The following is an 18,362-nucleotide window of genomic DNA, read 5'->3' as shown; positions in this document are numbered from 1 at the left end:
GTGCTTATTCATCGAGGAAATTAGGGAACCACTGAATATCATCAGCGGTTTTGCCGAATGCAACCAAATCAAAACGACAATCGGTGTCTTCCAGACTTAAACCTTGTGCAGCCAGCCAAAGTGCAGCTGCATCCAGCCATTTTTGCTGTTTGCGGCGATCAACGCTTTCGACGGCAGAACCAAAGGCATCATTACTACGTTGGCGGACTTCCACAAACACTAGGGTTGAGCCATCCTGCATAATGAGATCCAATTCACCGCATTTAAAATTTTGATTAGCGGCTACAAAGCGCAGGCCTTGCGCTTGTAAAAAAAGGCGGGCTTGATGTTCAAAACCCGCCCCTTGTAGGCGTTTCGGCGAAAACATTAGTTAGCTATCGCCACCGCTTTGCCGTCTTGGTATTGGAACCAAGTCATATCACGTTCGATATTACAGTTAGGACCGGCACTTAATACCCCGGTTAAACCGCTCAGACGATAGCCCGGCACTTGGCGTAACTCGTTGAAATGGTTGATCATCAGCCAAGCATCAGCACCCATCGCATAAAGACGCATCAATTGGTATTCACCACCCGTGGAGCTGGCAATTTTTTGATATTGCTCGGAATCTGCCTGTTTGAAGAATGGAATATCGCTGAATTGCACGCCATTCATTTTGCTAGCAAATTCTTCACCATTAGCCGCAGCATTGATTCGGGAACTGGCGTAAATTTTGCTGTTTGGTGTACTTTGATCCAAATAGCCTTTGATTTCCTCCGCTTCACTTGGCGAAGCAATAAGGTAAATGGCTGGTGCGCTGCTACCTTGTACGAAGTAAGGCACATCCGCAGTGAGGTTATAGTAACGGACATTTGCATCATTACCGGAAAGTTGTTGCCAACGAACGTTAAAGGCATTACCCACACGTTGTCCTAATTCGTTTTGCGGCATTGCTACGACTGGGTTGCGTACACCGTCCTGCCACATTTTATTCGCAGCGGATTGCGCTTCATCTTCCGGTGCAAGACCGTAATAACACATTTGGTTTATTGCACGAGGATTTTGTGTGGTATTCAAGGTCAGTACGTCAATTCCTTGCAAATTGGCAGCATTGTTCATTACCGTATCGACATTTTGTTTCAATAACGGACCCACTAAGGCTTTAATTCCGGCCGCTTTAGCTTGTGCAACGATTTCATCTACAGTAGTGTTAGAGGTATCAAAAATTTGTACCGGTAAGGTTGAAGAACCTTTGGCATCGTTAAAACCGGATTGAATAGTGGTACCTAAAATAGAACCATCGCCGCTGAGTGGAAGTAATAAACCGATTTGCGCCAGGTTAGTTTGTTGGAAATTCAATAAGCTTTGCAATTCTTTCGGGAATAGGGTTGCCGCAGAATGGTTTGGATAGGCAGCTTTCCAATTTTGGAGCGCTTGGCTTAATTGCATTGGTTGATTGATGTTGTCGTTGTAGGCTTTGATTAGGGTTAACCAGCCCCCTAATGCCGGGCTACCCTCATCAGAAGCATTATTGATCACGCCACTATTAGTTGCGCGTAATAGACTCCAACTTTTATCCACGTTGGCTTGACGGCGCTGTACATCGGTTAGATTTTCATCCATTCTGATACGAGCTTTAACAGCCCCAAGGTTATCTCCGCTCTTTTCTGCTGCAATGGCTTGCGCTTCAAAATAGCGGGATTTTTGTGATGGGCTCAGTTTACTCAAATCCAAACTGTTTAGTAGCATGGTGACTTGATTACTATCGCCTTTAGAGGCAGCAATGCGGGCATCGATCAAGGTTTTATCTAATTTTTGCTTATCGTTTAATTCACCCAATTCACCAAGTAGGGCTTCCGATTGCGCAATTTTGTTTTCATCGATCAAGACACGGGCTGCGAGTAATTTATAGGTTTGTTTATCTTCAGCATCTTGTGCCTGTTCGAGTTTATTCATGTAAAACTCAGAACTGGCATTGGCATCGCGTTGGAGAGTTTCGGTAAAACTGCTACCAAAAAGATTGGAACAGCCCGCTAACGCAACGGACAATAAAATCGGCATTAAACGTTTTTTAAAACGCGAGCCTTGTAATAGAATAGACATCTTTTCGCTCCATAGAAGACACAATAACGGGCGGATCTTACTTATCTCGAACTTCAAAAGCAAACAAAAATGAATGATTTAAGCGGAATTTTATATATAGTTGCCACCCCCATTGGCAACCTTTCGGACATTACTCAACGGGCACTACAAACCTTTGCGGAGGTGGATTTAATTGCTGCTGAAGATACCCGACATAGCGGTCTATTGTTGAGTCATTACGGCATTAAGAAACCGTTTTTTGCACTACATGATCATAATGAACAAGAAAAAGCCCAAGTATTAGTGGAAAAACTTAAAAATGGAACCCATATCGCTCTGATTTCCGATGCCGGTACACCGTTAATCAGCGATCCGGGGTTTCATTTGGTGCGCCAATGTCGTGAAGCGGGGATTAAAGTGGTGCCTTTACCGGGGGCTTGTGCAGCGATAACCGCGCTCTGTGCTTCAGGTATAGCTTCCGATCGTTTCTGCTTCGAGGGATTTTTACCGGCGAAAAGCAAAGCGCGCAAAGATAAATTGGAAAGTTTGCTCGAGGAAGAACGTACCTTAATTTTTTACGAATCGACCCACCGCATTTTAGAAACCCTTGCCGATATGCAAGAGGTATTGGGAGAAGATCGCTATGTGGTGCTTGCTCGTGAAATTACTAAAACCTGGGAAACTATAGTAGGTGATCGATTGATTACTCTACGCCAATGGCTAAGCGAAGATGCTAATCGAACCAAAGGTGAAATGGTCGTGATTGTTGAGGGAAAAGCGAAGTTGGATAAAGAAGCGGAGTTTTCTGCTCAGGCAATTAAAGCTCTCCGCTTAATTTCACAGGAATTACCACTTAAAAAAGCAGCAGCGATTGTAGCGGAACTTTATGGTTATAAGAAAAATGCCTTATATCAATTCGGCTTGGATAACCTTTAGGAAAAATACACAGCATTTATGAATTTCGGAGAACAAATGTTAAAGCAAGTTTCAGACAGTCTGTTGGCACCAAGTCATTTAGTGCAACGAGATTTATCTAATATTTTTGATCGTATGTCCCATCGGGCGATTGATTATGCCGATTTGTATTTTCAGTTAAGCCAAGATGAAAGCTGGGTATTGGAAGATGGAATTATTAAGGAAGGCGGTTTTCATATTGATCGTGGCGTTGGGGTGCGGGCGATATCTGGGGAAAAAACCGGTTTTGCTTATGCCGATCAAATCGATTTAGCTTCATTACAGCAATGCGCCGATGCTGCCAAGGGCATTGCGCAAACCAATCAAGGTCAGTTATTGGCGCCACAGGCTTTCCATACGGTGCAGGCCGTACCTCGTTATGCAGCGCTGAACCCGTTATTAGGGTTAAGTAAAGAGAAAAAAATCGAATTATTATATTTGGTCGATCGTACCGCGCGCGCCGAAGATCCGCGAGTAAGTCGGGTTTCTGCAAGTCTTAGTGCGGTCTATGAAGAAATATTGGTCGCTGCCACCGATGGCACTTTAGCGGCGGATATTCGTCCATTGGTACGTTTATCGATTTCTGTTTTGGTGGAACAAGATGGCAAACGTGAGCGCGGTAGCTGTGGAGCCGGCGGTCGTTTTGCATTGGATTGGTTCTTCGATGTTGTAGAGGGTGAAATGCGCGCGGTAGGTTTTGCTAAGGAAGCTGTACGTCAAGCATTAGTCAATCTTAATGCGGTGGCCGCTCCGGCCGGTTTGATGCCGGTGGTACTGGGAGCCGGCTGGCCGGGAGTATTGCTGCATGAGGCTGTGGGCCATGGTTTGGAAGGCGATTTCAACCGCAAAGAAAGCTCCTTATTTTCCGGTCGAATTGGTGAATTAGTGACTTCGCCTTTATGCACCATCGTAGATGACGGGACTTTACAGAATCGTCGCGGTTCTTTGACAGTGGATGATGAAGGGGTTCCGAGCCAATGCAATGTGCTAATTAAAGACGGTATTTTGCAAGGGTATATGCAGGATAAAATGAATGCCCGCTTAATGGGCGTTGCGCCGACCGGTAATGGCCGTCGCGAATCCTATGCGCATTTACCGATGCCACGTATGACGAACACCTACATGTTGGCAGGGGAAAGTCGTTTCGAAGATTTAATCGCTTCCGTGGAGCAGGGCATTTATGCGCCTTATTTTGGTGGAGGCCAAGTGGACATCACTTCCGGTAAATTCGTATTTTCCACCGCAGAAGCCTATTTGATTGAAAAAGGCAAAATTACCAAGCCGGTGAAAGGAGCTACTCTTATCGGCAGCGGTATTGAGGTGATGCAAAAGATTTCAATGGTGGCCGATGAAACCTCCATTGATTTAGGCATCGGCGTATGCGGTAAAAATGGTCAAAGTGTTCCGGTGGGGGTAGGACAGCCAGCCTTAAAAATTGACGAAATCACCGTGGGCGGGACCAATTAAAACGCCCTCCGAAAACGCAGAGTTTTCGCTGAAACAACACCTAAGTCATTGATTTTATTAGATATGATTTTAAAATCTTAAATTTCGAGGCATTTCATGGAAATGCCTTTTTTATGCCCATAATTTGCTAATTGGAAATACAAAGTTCTTGTTTTTGTGCATTTTTTTAGGTTTATGATTGGTTCAATTTATTGCTAAATCTTGTAAAACCAGTGAAAAATGTTACCCATTGCGCACGGAACAATGGTAGAGTTAAGGCCGTTTGACTTTCTGTCACAGGGGGCGGTAAACCGCTTAAAATATCAACAACTTGAGGGAAACATTCTATGTTAATTGGTGTACCTAAAGAACTGCTTGCGGGCGAGAACCGGGTTGCGGCAACGCCGAAAACCGTCGGGCAGATTTTAAAACTTGGCTTTGATGTGCTGATTGAGCACGATGCCGGTTTTAATGCCAGCTTTGAAGATCAGGCCTTTTTGGATGCCGGTGCAAAAATCGGCACCGCGCAGGACGTGTGGCAAGCGGATATTATTTTCAAAGTGAATCCGCCAACATCGGACGAAATAGCCCAAATGAAAGAAGGCGCGACCTTGGTCGGCTTTATTTGGCGCGCACAGAATCCGGAATTGATGGCGCAATTAACCGCCAAGAAAATTAATGTGTTGGCAATGGATGCCGTGCCACGGATTTCCCGTGCACAATCCCTCGATGCGTTAAGCTCAATGGCAAATATTTCCGGTTATCGTGCCATTATTGAAGCGGCAAATGCATTCGGTAGCTTCTTCACCGGACAAATTACCGCGGCAGGTAAAGTACCACCGGCCAAAGTGTTGGTCATCGGTGCCGGTGTTGCAGGTCTTGCTGCAATCGGTGCAGCGAACAGCTTAGGTGCTATCGTTCGTGCCTTTGACTCCCGTCCGGAAGTGAAAGAGCAAGTGCAAAGTATGGGTGCTTCTTTCTTGGAAATCGATTTTAAAGAAGAAGGCGGTAGTGGTGATGGTTATGCCAAAGTTATGTCGGAAGAATTTAATCGCCGTGCAATGGCTCTTTATGCCGAACAAGCCAAAGAAGTGGATATTATCGTGACGACCGCTGCGATTCCGGGCAAACCGGCACCGCGTTTAATCACCAAAGAAATGGTCGATTCCATGAAACCGGGTTCCGTGATCGTGGACTTAGCTGCTGCTACCGGTGGTAACTGTGCCTATACCGAAGCTGGTAAAGTGATCACTACGGAGAATCAAGTAAAAGTGATCGGCTATACGGACTTCCCAAGCCGTTTACCAACCCAGTCTTCACAACTTTACGGCACCAATTTGGTGAATTTATTGAAATTGTTGTGTAAAGAAAAAGACGGCAATATCACTATCGATTTTGATGATGTTGTATTACGTGGGGTAACCGTGGTACGTGATGGGGAAGAAATTCCACCGGCACAAATTCAGGTTTCCGCACAACCAAAACAAGCAGCACAAGCTGCACCACAAGCCGCTAAGAAAGAAGAAAAACCGACGGATCCGCGCGTGAAATATGGCATAATGGCGGGTGTCGGCGCATTATTCTTATGGTTGGCTTCCGTTGCTCCGGCAGCGTTCCTTTCCCACTTTACGGTATTCGTATTGGCTTGTGTCGTTGGCTACTATGTGGTTTGGAATGTGAGCCATGCCTTGCACACCCCATTAATGGCGGTAACCAATGCGATCTCCGGGATTATCGTGGTAGGCGCTTTATTACAAATCAGCCAACCGGGTGGTAATTTCTTTATTAATATTTTAGCCTTCGTGGCGATTCTGGTAGCCAGCATTAATATCTTTGGTGGTTTCCGGGTGACCCAACGGATGTTGGCAATGTTTAGAAAAGGTTAAGGAGAGAATCATGTCTGAAGGTTTCGTACAGGCGGCTTATATTATTGCCGCACTCTTATTCATCATGAGCTTAGCCGGCCTTTCCAAACACGAAACGGCTAAAGCCGGTTGTTGGTTCGGTATCGTCGGGATGGCGATTGCGTTGGTGACCACCATTTTCGGGCCACATTCCGAAGGTACATTGTGGATCATCATTGCGATGATCGTCGGTGGCATTATCGGCGTACAACGCGCATTAAAAGTAGAAATGACTGAAATGCCGGAATTGGTCGCAATTTTGCACAGTTTCGTTGGTTTGGCGGCCGTATTAGTCGGCTTTAACAGCTACGGTTTGCACCATGAAGCGGTTATGCCGGAAAATCTGGATGCTGTCGCGCAAGCTGCATTCTTAGCTGAACAGGCCACTTTGAGCAACATTCATAACGTGGAAGTGTTCCTAGGCATCTTTATTGGTGCGGTGACTTTCACCGGTTCTGTGGTTGCATTCGGTAAACTCAGCGGCAAAATTAATTCTAAAGCTTTAATGTTACCGCATCGCCATAAACTCAATTTAGCAGCATTAGTTGTTTCCGCTTTCTTGTTGGTGGCCTTTGTGAAAAATCCTGAAAGCATCTTCCCGGTATTGATTATGACTGTGATTGCTCTTGCTTTCGGTTGGCACTTAGTTGCTTCTATCGGTGGTGCTGACATGCCGGTAGTGGTATCCATGTTGAACTCTTACTCCGGTTGGGCCGCTGCAGCAGCAGGCTTTATGCTCAATAATGATTTACTGATCGTAACCGGTGCATTAGTGGGTTCTTCCGGTGCGATTCTTTCTTACATCATGTGTAAGGCGATGAATCGTTCATTTATCAGCGTTATTGCCGGTGGTTTCGGTAACGATGTACAAGCTGCCTCCGATGAAGAGCACGGCGAACACCGTGAGACTACGGCGGAAGAAGTGGCCGATATGCTAAAAAATGCCAGTTCTGTCATTATTACTCCAGGATATGGTATGGCGGTGGCTCAAGCGCAATATCCGGTGGCTGATTTAACTGCCAAATTGCGTGAGCGCGGTGTGAATGTCCGTTTCGGTATCCATCCGGTTGCTGGTCGTTTACCGGGACACATGAACGTATTGTTGGCGGAAGCTAAAGTCCCTTACGATGTCGTATTGGAAATGGATGAAATCAACGATGATTTCGCCGATACTGATGTTGTCTTGGTTATCGGTGCCAACGACACCGTAAACCCTGCGGCAATGGAAGATCCGAACAGTCCGATTGCCGGTATGCCGGTATTGGAAGTTTGGAAAGCACAAAATGTGGTGGTATTCAAACGTTCCATGGCAGTAGGTTATGCTGGGGTACAAAATCCGTTGTTCTTTAAAGAAAATACGCAAATGTTATTCGGCGATGCTAAAGAGCGTGTGGATGATATTTTAAAAGCGTTAAATTAAGCAAAACGATGAAGCGGGCATTAAGCCCGCTTTTTTATTTCTATTTTTTCTGGACGATGGGCTAGCAATGTGACATCAAACGGCCTCCTAGATTTTCGATTTTTCTTAAAAATTGAATGTAACCCTTTGATTTTATTATAAGTAGTTTAAAAAACTTTAAAAACGTGACATTTTATAGGAGGCTTCGACATTTCCCCGCGGGAAAAGTCCGGCCTTGTGATACAATTTGCCGCCTATTTGGAGGAACTATGGAACATAAATTAGAAGATATTATGGCCATCTTTGATGGCTGTTTTTTTGCTGAGTATAACACCCGTTTAATTAAGGGCGGCGATGAACCAATTTACATTCCGGCAAATGATACTGTGCCTTATCATGCAATTTATTTTGCGCGGGGTTTTTACAGCAGCGCGTTACACGAAATTGCCCATTGGTTGGTGGCCGGGGCAGAGCGACGGAAACTGGAAGATTTTGGTTATTGGTATGAGCCGGATGGACGCAGTGCCGAACGCCAACGAGAATTTGAAAAAGTGGAAATCAAACCACAGGCTATCGAGTGGATTTTGGCAACAGCCGCTGGATTTCGTTATTTCGCCAGCGCCGATAATTTGGATGGTAATCCGGGCGACAATGGGCCGTTTAAACAAGCGGTATTCGAACAGGTGAAATATTATGCCGAACATGGTCTGCCAAAACGAGCGGAAACTTTACGCCAGGCATTATGTGCGTTTTATGGTACGGAAAATCGAATTGATTTAAGACGTTTTGACGTCAACCGGATTTAGCTTGGTCTGTCAATCGGATGGAAAATCCGCTAGAATACGCCGATTTTATTTTTAGCCAACAAGTAGACAAATGATGAAAGAATCCATTATTGCCAAACTGGACAGTTTAAAAGAACGTTATGAAGAATTAGAGGCATTGCTGGGCGATGCTTCGGTAATTGCTGATCAGGATAAATTTCGCGCTTATTCCAAGGAATATTCACAACTTGAGGAAGTGGTGAAATGTTTTAATCGCTGGAATCAGCTTAATACCAATATTGCTGATGCTGAGTTGATGTTGGATGATCCTGAAATGAAAGAAATGGCAGAAATGGAAATCGAAGAATCCAAAGCGGAAATTGAAGAAGTAGAACAACAGCTACAAATTCTTTTATTACCGAAGGATCCGAATGATGAATATAACTGCTATTTAGAAATTCGTGCCGGTACCGGTGGTGATGAGGCTGGTATTTTTGCCGGCGACTTATTCCGTATGTATAGCCGTTATGCTGAAAGTAAACGCTGGCGCGTAGAGATGCTCAGCGCAAATGAAAGCGAGCAGGGCGGTTATAAGGAAGTGATTGTGAAAGTCAGCGGTGATGGGGTGTATGGTCAGTTGAAATTTGAATCGGGTGGCCACCGTGTACAACGTGTACCGAAAACCGAAAGCCAAGGTCGTATTCACACTTCCGCTTGTACCGTTGCGGTGATGCCGGAATTACCGGAATCCGAAATGCCGGAAATCAATCCAGCAGATTTGCGTATTGATACTTATCGTTCCTCCGGTGCAGGTGGCCAGCACGTTAATACAACGGATTCTGCGGTACGTATTACCCACATCCCGACAGGGATTGTGGTGGAATGCCAGGACGAACGTTCACAGCATAAAAATAAAGCGAAAGCAATGTCCGTATTGGCTTCACGCATCGTGCAAGCAGAGCAGGAGCGTCAGGCTGCGGAACAGACGGATATGCGCCGTAACCTATTAGGTTCAGGTGACCGTTCCGATAAAATCCGTACTTATAACTATCCACAAGGTCGTGTAACAGATCACCGTATCAATTTAACGCTCTATCGTTTAGATGAAGTGATGAACGGTAAAATAGATGAATTGATTCAACCTATTATTACCGAGTATCAGGCGGATCAATTAGCCGCATTGTCTGAGAGCAATTAATTATTAGGGCATCAGAAGATGCCCTAATTTATAGGAGTAAATAAATGCTTGTTGAAGATCCTAAGAAAAAATCAATTTTTAAACGACTGAAAGAGTCTCTTTTTGGTAAGAGTGAGACGTCGTCAATAGGGACATATACGCGAGCTACTTCGGTAAAAGAGTCGTCGATAAAAGAATCGCATACCAAAGAACCTACAGCTAATGAAACTCAAGCTAATGTTGAAGCGTCTCCGGCGCAAGCTAAACAGAGTATCTCTTTGACACCTAGACAGGTACTTATCTTTATAGTGTTTTTGTTGCTCTTATACATGAATTATGAAAATTATAGTAAGCCTGATCATGAGGAACAGGACATATTGCTGTTTTTTTCCGCCATACTTTGTGTGCCTTTATTCTTTTTGTATGGTAAAGACAAATCTAATAAATCAGTAGATATTGATGACGAAGATGATGATGAATTTTATGGGGAGCCAATACCGGAGAAAGTCAAAAAAATTAATATTACAGAGTTGTATCAGTCTAGTGATTTTATTTTTCCTAATATCATAAGTGGAAATAAAAAAGCGTTTTTTTCTGGGCGCCTATTTTATCAATGGCAAGGCGCAGAAATTCCTAAAATAGGAGAAGTGGTAACATTAACCGATGTATTTGATGACTCTCCAATTGTCGATATTAAATTTACCGATATTTCGATTCTTCCATATAAGGATATTTCAGAAAATGACGCCGAGTTGGATGGGTACTTCGGATTTAAGGAATGGAAGTTATTTTTATATACAGTGCTCAGTAATGAGTTAAGTACCTATTATTCCTCAAATATAGTGCTAGCGAAACCATCTTATCTTGCAATTCAAGAACTAAATACGGTGAACGATGATTTTCATGTTCCGCAAACAGATTTATCACTGGGAATAAAAAATCATCAAATTATCGATAATTTTGAGATGTTGATTGAGCATTTTGAAGTGACCAAGATATATCCTAGAACTTATGAACAATGGATTGATTCAGCAGTTGACTTACTTGAGCTAGTAATGTCTGAAAATGAGGCGAAGACGGATGCCAATGTGTTACTTAGCCATGTTACCGGAAAAAGTAAATCGCAAATTTTTGCTTTTTCGGAAACTCTATTAAATGAACATGAATTAAAAAGATTATCTGGTTTTCTTATTCGTCGAGCTAAAGGCGAACCGATTGCTTATATTCTTCGTGAAAAAGAATTTTGGTCATTGCCACTAAATGTTTCTGAAAATACGCTTATTCCACGACCGGATACAGAAACTTTAGTCGAAAAAGCGTTACAAATTGCCACTAAACAGCTGAGAAAAAATCCACGGAATTTTCGTGTTCTCGATCTCGGTACCGGTACTGGCGCAATTGCTTTAGCACTATCTTCAGAACTGACACCTATTTGTAAAGATCAAAAAATTGAATTGGAAATTATCGGTGTTGATTTAACGCCGGAAATTGTGGAGTTAGCTAGATCCAATGCAACAAAAAATGGCTTAAAAGGGCGGTTTCTGCAGAGTAACTGGTTTGAAGATATTGAAGGACAATTTGATTTAATCGTGAGTAACCCTCCTTATATTGATGAAAAGGATGAACATCTATTAAGAGGTGATGTCCGTTTCGAGCCAAATTCTGCCTTAGTGGCTGCTGAAAATGGTTTAGCGGATCTACGCCAGATCATTAATGAGGCTCCTAAGTATTTAAAAAATGGTGGTTATTTATTGTTAGAACATGGTTGGAAACAGGGCGACACAGTTCGTTCGATTTTCCAACAAAATTCTTGGCAAGAGGTTGAAACAGTAAGGGATTACGGGGACAATGAGCGCGTGACTTTAGGATGCTGGAAAACAGATGTTGGCCGATAAAAAAACGCTATATGATGAGTTAGTTGCCTTTTGTCTTGCCATAGCGCAGGAACAGGGCTTTTCTGAACCCCAATTACGCGGCAAACTTGGAGCCCTTACCCGCAAGGCTCGTCAGTCGATGGAGCCCGGATGGAACGATAAACAGCAGATCGATTGCTTGTTGACGCTGTTTTATCGGAATTGGGGTTTTCATTGTGATTCGGATAGCTATTTTGAACCCAGTAATCTTTTTCTGCCGATGATCTTAGAAAAACGTAGCGGTATGCCTGTGAGTTTGGGGGCTGTGTTACTTTATTTGGCAAATAGCTTGAATTTGCCGATCTATCCGATTAATTTCCCGACTCAATTGATTTTACGGGCTGAAACCGCTGAGGGGGTATTTTTTATCGATCCTTGGCATGGCGAATATATTAGTAAAGCCCGATTACAGCAACTTTATGAAGGTGCTTTTGGCTTTGGTGCCGAACTTTCCTCGGCTGATTTGGTGCGGGCTGATGCAGCAACATTAATTGAACGTTTGCAACAGTTGATAAAAAATACGCTGATTCGTGAAGGTTTAAATGAAGCTGCATTTCGTTATATTGAACGGTTAATTGAGCAGAATGTTAATCATCCCAAAGCAGCGGATATTCGTGATCGAGGACTCGTGTTGGCTCAGATAGGTGCTTATCAGGCTGCTATTGATGATTTGCAATATTATGTGCGTGAATGCCCGCAAGATCCTTCAGCTGTACTGATTAAATCCCAACTTGAAGAGTTAAAAAGCGAAGTTTCTTCGCTACAAATTACCCACTAAAGGAAATCCTATGCAAAATAAAATTGTAAAGATCGGCAATATTGATGTTGCTAATAACAAACCCTTTGTTCTATTCGGTGGAATGAATGTGCTTGAAAGCCGTGATATGGCAATGCAAGTTTGTGAAGCTTACGTGAAAGTGACTGAAAAGTTGGGTGTGCCTTATGTCTTTAAAGCATCTTTCGATAAAGCTAACCGTTCTTCAATTCATTCTTACCGTGGCCCTGGCATGGAAGAAGGTTTAAAAATTTTCCAAGAATTAAAAGAAACCTTTGGCGTGAAAGTGATTACCGATGTGCACGAAATCTATCAATGCCAACCCGTTGCTGATGTGGTGGATGTGATCCAATTGCCGGCATTTTTAGCTCGTCAAACGGATTTAGTCGAAGCCATGGCAAAAACCGGTGCGGTAATTAACGTGAAAAAACCACAATTCTTAAGCCCTGGTCAAATGGGGAATATCGTCGATAAGTTTGAGGAATGTGGTAACGATAAAATTATCCTTTGTGATCGTGGTTCAAACTTCGGTTACGATAATTTAGTGGTGGATATGTTAGGCTTCGGCGTGATGAAAAAAGTGTCGAAAGGCAGCCCTGTCATTTTTGACGTAACCCATTCATTACAATGTCGTGATCCTTTTGGTGCTGCTTCAGGTGGTCGCCGTGAACAGGTTACTGAATTAGCTCGTTCTGGCTTAGCAATTGGGATTGCTGGTTTATTCTTAGAAGCTCACCCAAACCCAAATCAAGCAAAATGTGATGGCCCTTCTGCATTGCCTCTTTCAGCATTAGAAGGTTTTGTATCGCAGATGAAAGCGATTGATGATTTAGTGAAGTCTTTCCCTGAATTGGATACTTCTATCTAATTGAGAAGTGCGGTTGAAAACAGCGTTGTTTTCCACCGCACTTTTGTTCTGTTAAAAGGAGACAACAATGAATATCGTATTTTTAGACAGCACCGCAATTCCAAAACATATTCCTATTCCTCGTCCAAGCTTTCCACATAACTGGGTTGAGTATGAATATACTTCTGCAGAACAAACCATTGAGCGAGCAAAAGACGCGGATATTATTATCACCAGTAAAGTGATTTTAAGCCGTGAGGTGTTGCAACAATTACCCAAATTAAAACTCATTGCAATCACCGCAACAGGTACTAATAACGTAGATTTAGACGCGGCAAAAGAATTGGGTGTGGCAGTTAAAAATGTGACGGGTTATTCTGCCACAACGGTACCTGAGCATGTGTTGGGGATGATTTTTGCGTTAAAACACAGCTTGGCTGGCTGGCAACGTGATCAGATGACAGGCAAATGGACTGAGAGCAAACAATTCTGTTATTTTGATTATCCGATTACGGATGTCAAAGGTTCAACATTAGGTGTATTTGGAAAAGGCTGTTTAGGTACGGAAGTGGGGCGTTTAGCAGAGCTTTTAGGCATGAAAGTCCTTTATGCTGAACATCGAAATGCAACAACGTGCCGTGAAGGTTACACGCCTTTTGAAGAGGTGGTAAAACAAGCCGATATTCTTACATTGCATTGTGCATTGACTGAAACAACTAAAAATTTAATCAATCAAGAAACCTTGTCACTTTGTAAAAAAGGTGTGTATTTAATCAATACTGGTCGAGGTCCATTAATTGATGAGCAAGCAGTTTGTGATGCATTGAAGTCGGGCCAATTAGGTGGTGCGGCGTTAGATGTGTTAGTAAAAGAACCACCAGAGAAAAATAATCCACTTATTGAATTAGCAAAAAACATGCCGAATTTAATTATCACGCCTCATATTGCTTGGGCGAGCGATAGTGCGGTGACTACGCTAACGAAAAAAGTGACACAAAATATTGAAGATTTTGTGCAACAATTAAATCACAAATAATGAATCTACCTATTTCTTTATTTATTGCATTACGTTATTGGCGGGCAAAAAGCGCCGATCGTTTTGGTTTATTGGTCGGTCGCTTGGCAGGATTTGGGATTCTGTTGGGGGTGATGGCATTAGTTATCGTATTATCGGTGATGAATGGTTTAGAGGGATACCAAAAACAACAAGTTCTATCCGATATTCCCCATGCCCGAATTTATCGGAATGGCAATATTTCCCTTGATGAACAACAGCCTGTTTTACCTCCTTTTATTCAAAAAGCAGTGCCGATTAATATGACGGATGTCGTGTTTCAAACTACACAGGGCATTAGTGCCGGTCAGGTTATTGGTATACGTGCTTTTACTGATGATCCTTTACTTGAGTCCCTAAATGGCGCTAATTTTAATGAAGTATTACCTGAGGGGGGGTTCAAGCTGATTATTGGGGATGCTTTAGCCCAAAAACTGAATGTTGGTATCGGTGATAAAGTGCGTTTAATGATTACCGAAAATAGTCAATATACGCCTTTTGGTAGGATGCCCATGCAGCGTTTATTTACGGTAAGCGATATTTATCCGGCTTATGGTGAAGTATCTGCTTATGAAGCCTTTGCTAATTTAACGGACATCGGTCGGTTAATGCGGGTGTCTCCGCAACAGGCTCAAGGTTACCGTTTATTCTTGGATGATCCTTTTCAAATTACCGAGTTGCCGACTTATTTTGGACAGAATTACAGTATAGTTGATTGGCGGGTGCAAAAAGGCGAATTTTTCCAAGCTGTGCGCATGGAAAAAAATATGATGGGCTTACTGATTAGTCTGATTATCGTAGTAGCCATTTCTAATATTGTGACTTCACTTAGTTTAATGGTGGTGGATAAGCAAGGAGAAATCGCTATTTTGCAAACGCAAGGGTTACAAAAATCTCAAGTCCGTTCTATTTTTATTTATCAAGGTTTGTTGGTTGGAGTGTTCGGAACTTTATTCGGTGCTATTTTGGGAATATTGACAGTATTGAATTTAGAGTCGATTTTAATGGCTATTAATCCTAATGGTGTTTTTTTACCAACAAAATTAGATTTTTGGCAAATCACAATCGTGGTGATATTTTCACTATTTCTCTCTTTATTATCGACTATTTATCCGGCTTATCGAGCGGCACAAACCGAACCAGCAGATGCACTACGCTATGAATAGCCGTCATTTCATATTTACTCTTATTTGGACCAACAATGCTATTAGAATGTAAAAAAGTATCGAAATTTTATACTGAGGGAGAGAATCAAACCCAGGTGTTAAAAGAGGTATCCTTTTCCATGCAACAAGGGGAATTGGCTGCCATTGTCGGTAGTTCCGGCTCGGGCAAAAGTACCTTATTACACACTCTAGGTGGATTGGATCAACCCTCTTCAGGTGAAGTGTTTATTAAAGGGCAGTCCTTGCAACAGGCATCGGCCAATCAGTTAGCATCTTTACGCAATTGCCATTTAGGCTTTGTATATCAATTTCATCATTTAATGGCCGATTTTAATGCGTTGGAAAATGTCATGATGCCGATGTTAATTGGCTGGCAAAATAAAACTGAAGCGAAGGATCGTGCTGAAGCTATGTTACAGGCGGTGGGATTAAGTCATCGTTTAAAACACCGACCTTCCGCATTATCCGGCGGGGAACGTCAACGGGTTGCGATTGCTCGCGCTTTAGTGAATCACCCTGATTTGGTATTGGCTGATGAGCCAACGGGTAATTTAGATCATAAAACGACCGAAAGTATTTTTGAATTAATCCAAAAATTAAATCAGGAACAAAATATCGCTTTTCTATTGGTTACGCATGATATGTCGTTGGCGCAAAAGCTCTCCCGCTGTTTAACTATGCAAGATGGTATTTTGCAGGAAGGTGCATAATGGATACGCCTTTTTTTATTAGTTGGCGTTATCAACGAGGGAAGCAAAAAAATCCATTGGTTTCGTTGATTGCTAAATTTTCAGCAATAGGTATTGCTCTCGGTGTTGCTGTGCTGATTGTTGGATTAAGTGCCATGAATGGGTTTGAACGGGAGTTAAATTCGCGTATTTTAGCCGTTGTACCACATGTCGAAATATCCTCCGGCAACGCTCAAAGACCTGTAATTGAGGACTGGCATCGTTTAACTGAGCGATTTAAAGATAACAAGCATATTCAAGGATTTTCGCCCTTTGTGAACTTTACCGCCTTGATTGAAAATGGCAGTAAATTAAAGGTTGTACAGGTAAAAGGAATTGATCCGCAATATCAGGATCGAGTTAGTGCCTTAAGTAAATTTGTACAGAATGACGGTTGGGAACGTTTTCGTCAGGATGGCGGGCTTATTTTGGGCGCAGCGATTGCCCGAGATTTAGATGTATCCGTTGGTGATTGGGTGAGTTTGCTGATTTCCTCACAAAATAGTGGAGAGCAAATGGCTCAACCGGAAAGAGAGCGTGTGCAGGTGAGCGGTATTTTGCGATTGGATGGTCAATTGGATCATAGTTATGCGCTATTGCCCCTCAATCAAGCGCAACAGATGCTGGATTTACACAACCATCAAGTGAGTGGCGTGGAGTTTAAACTAGCCGATCCTTTTAATGTACAGCAGATGGATTACAGTACGTTGAGCGATTATCCAGAACCACTTTACGCTCAGAACTGGATTGCTAAATTCGGTTATATGTACCGTGATATTCAATTGATTCGCACGGTGATGTATATCGCCATGGTATTAGTGATAGGAGTGGCCTGTTTTAATATCGTTTCTACTTTGATTATGGCGGTAAAAGATAAACAAGGCGATATTGCAATTATGCGCACTCTCGGCGCTAACAATAGTTTTATTAAACGGATTTTTATTTGGTATGGCTTATTAGCCGGCATGAAAGGCTGTTTGATTGGTATTGTGCTAGGAGTGATACTTTCTTTTAATCTCACTTCGATTATTCAAGGTATTGAGGCATTGCTCGGTAAAAAATTGTTATCGGATGGCATTTATTTCGTCGATTTCTTACCGAGTGAATTGCATTGGTTTGATGTTTTGTTAGTTTTAGTTGCTGCATTAGTCCTTAGTTTATTGGCAAGCCTTTATCCGGCAACAAGAGCGGCAAAACTTCAACCTGCGCAAGTTTTGAGTAATCATTAATTGATATTTTTTATAAGCTAATTTAAGAAATGGCGCCGTCCAGTTTTATGCGGTATTGCCATCAACAATTGCCCGCCAATAAACAATGGGTAGGTGGCTTTATTATTTTGCGTTATGCAAATTTTTATTTTCTCTTTGAGAAAATTCACTTTGACTAAGGAAAATCTATGTTGAACCAATTATCTTTTTTACGCCAAGCATTAATTCTTTCGTTGCCTTTAGGACTAGTTGCTTGCTCTTCGGGAAGCAGTAATGTTTCACAAGAAGCACCGGAGCAACTAATAACGAAAAATGGCAGTCAAATCGCAATTCAATATGGCGGTTATATTGCGTCGTTAGCTAGGGGCGTTGATACTAAAAAAACAAAAATGTTACGAGTGATTGATCGTGGACATAATGCAAAAGCCGTTGCCGGTGATGTCGCCAGTACGATTTTTTGTAACCCGGTTTCCTTGTTCAATATAATTGGTGCTTGCCGAGCTAAAATTTATACGCATAATCGCGAAGATTTGCAGGGGGATGACACCACCATAGAAAACTTGGCCAAAACTTACGCTTATCCTAAATATAAAGCCTTACTACAGGAAAAATTATCCTTCGATAAAGCGGGGGATTTCACGAAAATCCCAGTTTATTTTATTCCTGGACAAAATTATCTCGTTTACGGGGATAACGATGACTATAAATTAAGAGTGGGATTTAGCGTTTATATTAAATATTCACGTGTAGATGGCATGTTTACCTGTAATGAAGAAAAAGCTGGAATCCCTCTGGCTCAGTGGCAGGCAAATAATTATGAGTTAGCCGCAAAAGAAAGCCAGACATTACTTGATCGTTGTTTCCAGCGGCTAGACCAAGAGCATTTCAATAAGGTTAGCAAGCACCTTCAAGAGTCAGAAAAGGAATTTTTGTAATCCTAAAGATACCGCATTAAATGCGGTATCT

At 42.5% G+C, this 18,362-nt stretch carries 16 protein-coding genes; 14 read left to right on the top strand and 2 right to left on the bottom strand.

The annotated features are described in order from the left end of the window. Positions 1-4 precede the first annotated feature (4 nt). Entirely contained in the window at positions 5-367 is a 363-nt protein-coding gene (locus tag CKV74_RS09305) for a YraN family protein (RefSeq protein WP_007242578.1), read from the bottom strand. Continuing rightward, positions 367-2,082, bottom strand: coding sequence for a penicillin-binding protein activator (locus CKV74_RS09300; RefSeq protein WP_007242524.1), 1,716 nt, complete (start codon positions 2,080-2,082; stop codon positions 367-369). The genes CKV74_RS09305 and CKV74_RS09300 overlap by 1 nt, the downstream gene beginning before the upstream one ends. 69 nt (positions 2,083-2,151) lie before the next feature. Here CKV74_RS09300 and rsmI point away from each other — a divergent pair, with 69 nt between their 5' ends. The 14 genes from rsmI (at position 2,152) to CKV74_RS09230 (ending at position 18,331) form a co-directional block, all read left to right on the top strand. Further along, entirely contained in the window at positions 2,152-2,997 is an 846-nt protein-coding gene (gene rsmI, locus CKV74_RS09295; protein ID WP_007242541.1) for a 16S rRNA (cytidine(1402)-2'-O)-methyltransferase, read from the top strand. A gap of 36 nt (positions 2,998-3,033) precedes the next feature. Then, complete coding sequence (gene tldD, locus CKV74_RS09290; RefSeq protein WP_007242559.1) at positions 3,034-4,482, top strand: metalloprotease TldD; 1,449 nt, start codon at positions 3,034-3,036, stop codon at positions 4,480-4,482. 326 nt (positions 4,483-4,808) lie between these two features. After that, positions 4,809-6,347 carry a Re/Si-specific NAD(P)(+) transhydrogenase subunit alpha gene (pntA, locus tag CKV74_RS09285; protein ID WP_007242532.1) on the top strand — a complete coding sequence of 513 codons (1,539 nt, stop codon included), beginning with the start codon at positions 4,809-4,811 and terminating at the stop codon, positions 6,345-6,347. Positions 6,348-6,357: 10 nt separating this feature from the next. Beyond that, positions 6,358-7,785, top strand: coding sequence for a Re/Si-specific NAD(P)(+) transhydrogenase subunit beta (pntB, locus tag CKV74_RS09280; RefSeq protein WP_007242537.1), 1,428 nt, complete (start codon positions 6,358-6,360; stop codon positions 7,783-7,785). Between the two features lie 248 nt (positions 7,786-8,033). Further along, the gene (locus tag CKV74_RS09275; protein ID WP_095177064.1) at positions 8,034-8,570 is read left to right on the top strand and encodes an elongation factor P hydroxylase; all 537 of its coding nucleotides are present in this window, start codon (positions 8,034-8,036) and stop codon (positions 8,568-8,570) included. Between the two features lie 73 nt (positions 8,571-8,643). Then, positions 8,644-9,726 carry a peptide chain release factor 1 gene (prfA, locus tag CKV74_RS09270; RefSeq protein ID WP_039847835.1) on the top strand — a complete coding sequence of 361 codons (1,083 nt, stop codon included), beginning with the start codon at positions 8,644-8,646 and terminating at the stop codon, positions 9,724-9,726. Positions 9,727-10,670: 944 nt separating this feature from the next. Beyond that, positions 10,671-11,600: a peptide chain release factor N(5)-glutamine methyltransferase gene (gene prmC, locus CKV74_RS09265; RefSeq protein WP_095177154.1), complete on the top strand. Its 930-nt coding sequence runs from the start codon at positions 10,671-10,673 to the stop codon at positions 11,598-11,600. After that, positions 11,587-12,396, top strand: coding sequence for a SirB1 family protein (locus tag CKV74_RS09260; protein ID WP_095177063.1), 810 nt, complete (start codon positions 11,587-11,589; stop codon positions 12,394-12,396). Before prmC ends, CKV74_RS09260 begins: the two co-directional genes overlap by 14 nt. 10 nt (positions 12,397-12,406) lie before the next feature. Continuing rightward, positions 12,407-13,261, top strand: a complete 855-nt coding sequence (gene kdsA / locus CKV74_RS09255; RefSeq protein WP_007242568.1) for a 3-deoxy-8-phosphooctulonate synthase — start codon at positions 12,407-12,409, stop codon at positions 13,259-13,261. Positions 13,262-13,328: 67 nt separating this feature from the next. Continuing rightward, positions 13,329-14,276, top strand: a complete 948-nt coding sequence (locus CKV74_RS09250) for a 2-hydroxyacid dehydrogenase (protein ID WP_007242512.1) — start codon at positions 13,329-13,331, stop codon at positions 14,274-14,276. Then, the gene (locus tag CKV74_RS09245; RefSeq protein ID WP_095177062.1) at positions 14,276-15,460 is read left to right on the top strand and encodes a lipoprotein-releasing ABC transporter permease subunit; all 1,185 of its coding nucleotides are present in this window, start codon (positions 14,276-14,278) and stop codon (positions 15,458-15,460) included. The genes CKV74_RS09250 and CKV74_RS09245 overlap by 1 nt, the downstream gene beginning before the upstream one ends. A 35-nt stretch (positions 15,461-15,495) precedes the next feature. Continuing rightward, on the top strand, positions 15,496-16,170 hold the full coding sequence (gene lolD / locus CKV74_RS09240) for a lipoprotein-releasing ABC transporter ATP-binding protein LolD (protein WP_007242549.1): 675 nt from the start codon (positions 15,496-15,498) through the stop codon (positions 16,168-16,170). Then, positions 16,170-17,417 carry a lipoprotein-releasing ABC transporter permease subunit LolE gene (lolE, locus tag CKV74_RS09235; protein WP_095177061.1) on the top strand — a complete coding sequence of 416 codons (1,248 nt, stop codon included), beginning with the start codon at positions 16,170-16,172 and terminating at the stop codon, positions 17,415-17,417. Before lolD ends, lolE begins: the two co-directional genes overlap by 1 nt. Before the next feature lie 167 nt (positions 17,418-17,584). After that, complete coding sequence (locus CKV74_RS09230; protein ID WP_095177060.1) at positions 17,585-18,331, top strand: hypothetical protein; 747 nt, start codon at positions 17,585-17,587, stop codon at positions 18,329-18,331. The last annotated feature ends 31 nt before the right edge of the window (positions 18,332-18,362 follow it).

The organism is Haemophilus pittmaniae, assembly GCF_900186995.1.
GTDB lineage: Bacteria > Pseudomonadota > Gammaproteobacteria > Enterobacterales > Pasteurellaceae > Haemophilus_D > Haemophilus_D pittmaniae.
The sequence above is the reverse complement of the archived record's forward strand: the minus strand, read 5'-3'. Positions and strand labels throughout refer to the sequence as shown.

What these genes read in the sequence shown, in the direction of transcription:
- CKV74_RS09305 (WP_007242578.1), bottom strand. Translation starts at nt 367, where the DNA reads ATGTTTTCGCCGAAACGCCTACAAGGGGCGGGTTTTGAACATCAAGCC.
- CKV74_RS09300 (WP_007242524.1), bottom strand. Translation starts at nt 2,082, where the DNA reads ATGTCTATTCTATTACAAGGCTCGCGTTTTAAAAAACGTTTAATGCCG.
- rsmI (WP_007242541.1), top strand. Translation starts at nt 2,152, where the DNA reads ATGAATGATTTAAGCGGAATTTTATATATAGTTGCCACCCCCATTGGC.
- tldD (WP_007242559.1), top strand. Translation starts at nt 3,034, where the DNA reads ATGTTAAAGCAAGTTTCAGACAGTCTGTTGGCACCAAGTCATTTAGTG.
- pntA (WP_007242532.1), top strand. Translation starts at nt 4,809, where the DNA reads ATGTTAATTGGTGTACCTAAAGAACTGCTTGCGGGCGAGAACCGGGTT.
- pntB (WP_007242537.1), top strand. Translation starts at nt 6,358, where the DNA reads ATGTCTGAAGGTTTCGTACAGGCGGCTTATATTATTGCCGCACTCTTA.
- CKV74_RS09275 (WP_095177064.1), top strand. Translation starts at nt 8,034, where the DNA reads ATGGAACATAAATTAGAAGATATTATGGCCATCTTTGATGGCTGTTTT.
- prfA (WP_039847835.1), top strand. Translation starts at nt 8,644, where the DNA reads ATGAAAGAATCCATTATTGCCAAACTGGACAGTTTAAAAGAACGTTAT.
- prmC (WP_095177154.1), top strand. Translation starts at nt 10,671, where the DNA reads ATGTTGATTGAGCATTTTGAAGTGACCAAGATATATCCTAGAACTTAT.
- CKV74_RS09260 (WP_095177063.1), top strand. Translation starts at nt 11,587, where the DNA reads ATGTTGGCCGATAAAAAAACGCTATATGATGAGTTAGTTGCCTTTTGT.
- kdsA (WP_007242568.1), top strand. Translation starts at nt 12,407, where the DNA reads ATGCAAAATAAAATTGTAAAGATCGGCAATATTGATGTTGCTAATAAC.
- CKV74_RS09250 (WP_007242512.1), top strand. Translation starts at nt 13,329, where the DNA reads ATGAATATCGTATTTTTAGACAGCACCGCAATTCCAAAACATATTCCT.
- CKV74_RS09245 (WP_095177062.1), top strand. Translation starts at nt 14,276, where the DNA reads ATGAATCTACCTATTTCTTTATTTATTGCATTACGTTATTGGCGGGCA.
- lolD (WP_007242549.1), top strand. Translation starts at nt 15,496, where the DNA reads ATGCTATTAGAATGTAAAAAAGTATCGAAATTTTATACTGAGGGAGAG.
- lolE (WP_095177061.1), top strand. Translation starts at nt 16,170, where the DNA reads ATGGATACGCCTTTTTTTATTAGTTGGCGTTATCAACGAGGGAAGCAA.
- CKV74_RS09230 (WP_095177060.1), top strand. Translation starts at nt 17,585, where the DNA reads ATGTTGAACCAATTATCTTTTTTACGCCAAGCATTAATTCTTTCGTTG.